Annotated in this window: 5 protein-coding genes; all 5 read left to right on the forward strand. The window is 64.1% G+C overall.

Annotation, left to right across the window (positions count from 1 at the left end):
• On the forward strand, positions 1 to 196 hold a 196-nt coding region (locus tag WBF82_RS18160), incomplete at its 5' end, for a nuclear transport factor 2 family protein (RefSeq protein ID WP_424384351.1).
• A gap of 171 nt (positions 197 to 367) precedes the next feature.
• Complete coding sequence (rpsP, locus tag WBF82_RS18165) at positions 368 to 964, forward strand: 30S ribosomal protein S16 (protein WP_424384355.1); 597 nt, start codon at positions 368 to 370, stop codon at positions 962 to 964.
• A 19-nt stretch (positions 965 to 983) separates the two neighbouring features.
• On the forward strand, positions 984 to 1,226 hold the full coding sequence (locus WBF82_RS18170; RefSeq protein ID WP_424384352.1) for an RNA-binding protein: 243 nt from the start codon (positions 984 to 986) through the stop codon (positions 1,224 to 1,226).
• A gap of 24 nt (positions 1,227 to 1,250) precedes the next feature.
• Positions 1,251 to 1,772, forward strand: a complete 522-nt coding sequence (gene rimM, locus WBF82_RS18175; protein ID WP_424384353.1) for a ribosome maturation factor RimM — start codon at positions 1,251 to 1,253, stop codon at positions 1,770 to 1,772.
• Between the two features lie 6 nt (positions 1,773 to 1,778).
• Entirely contained in the window at positions 1,779 to 2,471 is a 693-nt protein-coding gene (gene trmD, locus WBF82_RS18180; RefSeq protein WP_424384354.1) for a tRNA (guanosine(37)-N1)-methyltransferase TrmD, read from the forward strand.
• Positions 2,472 to 2,696 lie beyond the last annotated feature (225 nt).

A 2,696-nucleotide genomic window follows, 5' to 3' on the forward strand; every position in this document is an offset into this window, starting at 1 on the left:
GGGCAACTTCTCCGTGCGCCTCGACGGGGACACCGCATCGTCGCGGACCATCTGCTTCAACCCGATGGTTCTAGGTGGTGACAAAGACCAGGTGATGTTCTGTGGGCTCTGGTATGACGACGAGTTCCTGCGCACCCCCGATGGATGGCGGATGACGCGCCGGGTGGAAACCAAGTGCTTACAGAAATTCCTGTGACGCCCGGCTACGGCGAATTTCAGGGTGAAGGCCTGGCTCTGGCACAATAGGCGGCTGTCTGCCCTGCAACTACGGCTGCTTGGTGGTCACACACGAGGCAAAACCGGATCCTGGCATCCCGCCCGGATCGCTGAATTGCGGCGTGACACCTATAGGAGAAGTCGCTTAACCATGGCTGTAAAGATCAAGCTCACCCGGCTTGGCAAGATCCGCAATCCCCAGTACCGCATCGCCGTCGCCGACGCGCGGACGCGGCGCGACGGTCGTTCCATCGAGGTCATCGGCAGGTATCACCCGAAGGAAGAGCCAAGCCTCATTGAGATCAACTCCGAGCGCGCCCAGTATTGGCTGTCGGTGGGTGCTCAGCCCACCGAACCCGTCCTCAAGCTGCTCAAGATCACCGGTGACTGGCAGAAGTTCAAGGGGCTGCCCGGTGCCGAGGGCAAGCTGAAAGTCGCCGCGCCCAGGCCGAGCAAACTGGAGCTGTTCAACGCCGCGCTGGCTGCTGCCGACGGTGCGCCCGACACCGAGGCCGCGACACCGAAGAAGAAGAAAGCTCCGGCCAAGAAGGCTGCTGCGTCAGACAAGGCTGAGAAGGCCGAGAAGGCCGACGAAGCCACCAAGCCTGCTGATGATGCCAAGCCTGCCGACGAAGCCAAGTCTGCTGATGAAGCCAAGCCTGCTGACGAAGCCAAGCCTGCTGACGAAGCCAAGCTGGCCGAACCGGCTGAGCAGGCCGAACCGGCTGAGCCGGCCAGCGAGAGCTGACTACTGTGATGACAAAGCCATGAGTACCGTCGTCGTCGACGCCGTCGAGCACCTGGTCCGCGGAATTGTCGACAACCCCGACGATGTCCGTGTTGACCTGGTGACCAGCAGACGTGGCAGGACTGTTGAGGTGCCCGTCCATCCCGATGATCTCGGCAAGGTGATCGGTCGCGGCGGGCGCACTGCGACGGCGTTGCGCACGCTCGTCGCCGGAATCGGTGGTCGCGGTATCCGAGTCGATGTGGTGGACACCGACCAGTAACGCAGCCCGGCCCATGGAGCTCCCGTGGAGCTGACAGTCGGGCGCGTGGTCAAAGCCCATGGCGTGACCGGCGAGGTCGTCGTCGAGGTTCGCACCGATGACCCCGAGTCGCGGTTCGCGTTGGGGACGGTGTTGCGCGCCAAGGGATCCGATCAGCCTGAGCGCAACTACGTGGTGGCGGCGGTCCGTCCGCACGGCAGTCGCCTTCTGCTGCGGCTGGAGGGAGTGGCCGACCGTGAAGCCGCTGACGCGCTGCGGGGCAATTTGTTCGTCATCGACTCTTCAGCCTTGCCGCCCATCGAGGAGCCCGACACCTACTACGACCACCAGCTGGAAGACCTTTTGGTGCGCACTACGGCCGGACGCGACATCGGCACTGTCGCCGAGGTTTTGCACACGGCGGCTGGCGAACTGCTGGCGGTTAAGCGACCCGACGAGGGCGAGTTGCTTGTGCCGTTCGTCAGCGCGATCGTCACGTCAGTGTCGTTGGAGTCTGGCATCGTCGAAATCGATCCGCCCGAGGGCTTGCTGGAACTGGAGAACTGAGGGCGCATGAAGATTGATGTCGTGACGATTTTTCCGTCCTACTTGGATCCGCTGCGGCAATCGTTGCCGGGCAAGGCAATAGAGTCGGGTCTCGTGCAGCTGCAAGTGCATGACTTGCGGAAATGGACTCACGATGTGCACCACTCGGTGGACGACGCCCCATACGGCGGCGGCCCGGGAATGGTGATGAGAGCACCCGTTTGGGGCGAGGCGCTCGACGAGATCTGTTCGCAGGAAACACTTCTGGTAGTCCCGACGCCTGCGGGCGCATTGTTCACCCAGGCGACGGCGCAACGGTGGAGTAGCGAGGCGCATCTGGTCTTCGCCTGCGGTCGCTACGAGGGGATCGACCAGCGGGTCATCGACGATGCCGCCAAGCGGATGCGAGTAGAAGAGGTCTCGATCGGCGACTACGTGTTGCCGGGCGGGGAATCGGCAGCCGTGGTGATCATCGAGGCGGTGCTGCGACTGCTGCCCAATGTTTTAGGCAATCCGCTTTCGAACCAAGATGATTCGCATTCTTGCGGTCTGCTGGAGGGCCCGTCCTACACCAGGCCGCCGAGCTGGCGGGGACTCGACGTCCCGGATGTTCTGCTATCCGGCGACCACGCTCGCGTCGAGTCTTGGCGACAGCAGGCTGCCGAGCAGCGCACCCGTGAACGCCGCCCGGACCTATGGGATCGAGATCGACGAGGATAAGCCTCAGATCCGCCCGGACCGCTGCCGAGATGGTGGCGCCCTGGGCGGCGGCGTCTTGGGCGGCCTGCTCGACGCGTGCCGACAGTCCATCGAACGCGCCGCCAGGCATGCCCTGCAGAGACTTGCGGCGGCGGGGGGCGCGTCCGACGCCGCATCGGGCGCGCCGTAGATCGTGGCTTGGAGGCCCGCACAACCGCCGCCAGTGCCGCTGCGGTGGTGATCAAC

The sequence above is a fragment of the Mycobacterium sp. genome (assembly GCF_049673265.1).
Classification (GTDB): Bacteria; Actinomycetota; Actinomycetes; order Mycobacteriales; family Mycobacteriaceae; genus Mycobacterium.

Excerpts from the sequence above, each read along its gene's own strand:
- rpsP (WP_424384355.1), top strand. The coding sequence starts at position 368 with ATGGCTGTAAAGATCAAGCTCACCCGGCTTGGCAAGATCCGCAATCCC.
- WBF82_RS18170 (WP_424384352.1), top strand. The coding sequence starts at position 984 with ATGAGTACCGTCGTCGTCGACGCCGTCGAGCACCTGGTCCGCGGAATT.
- trmD (WP_424384354.1), top strand. The coding sequence starts at position 1,779 with ATGAAGATTGATGTCGTGACGATTTTTCCGTCCTACTTGGATCCGCTG.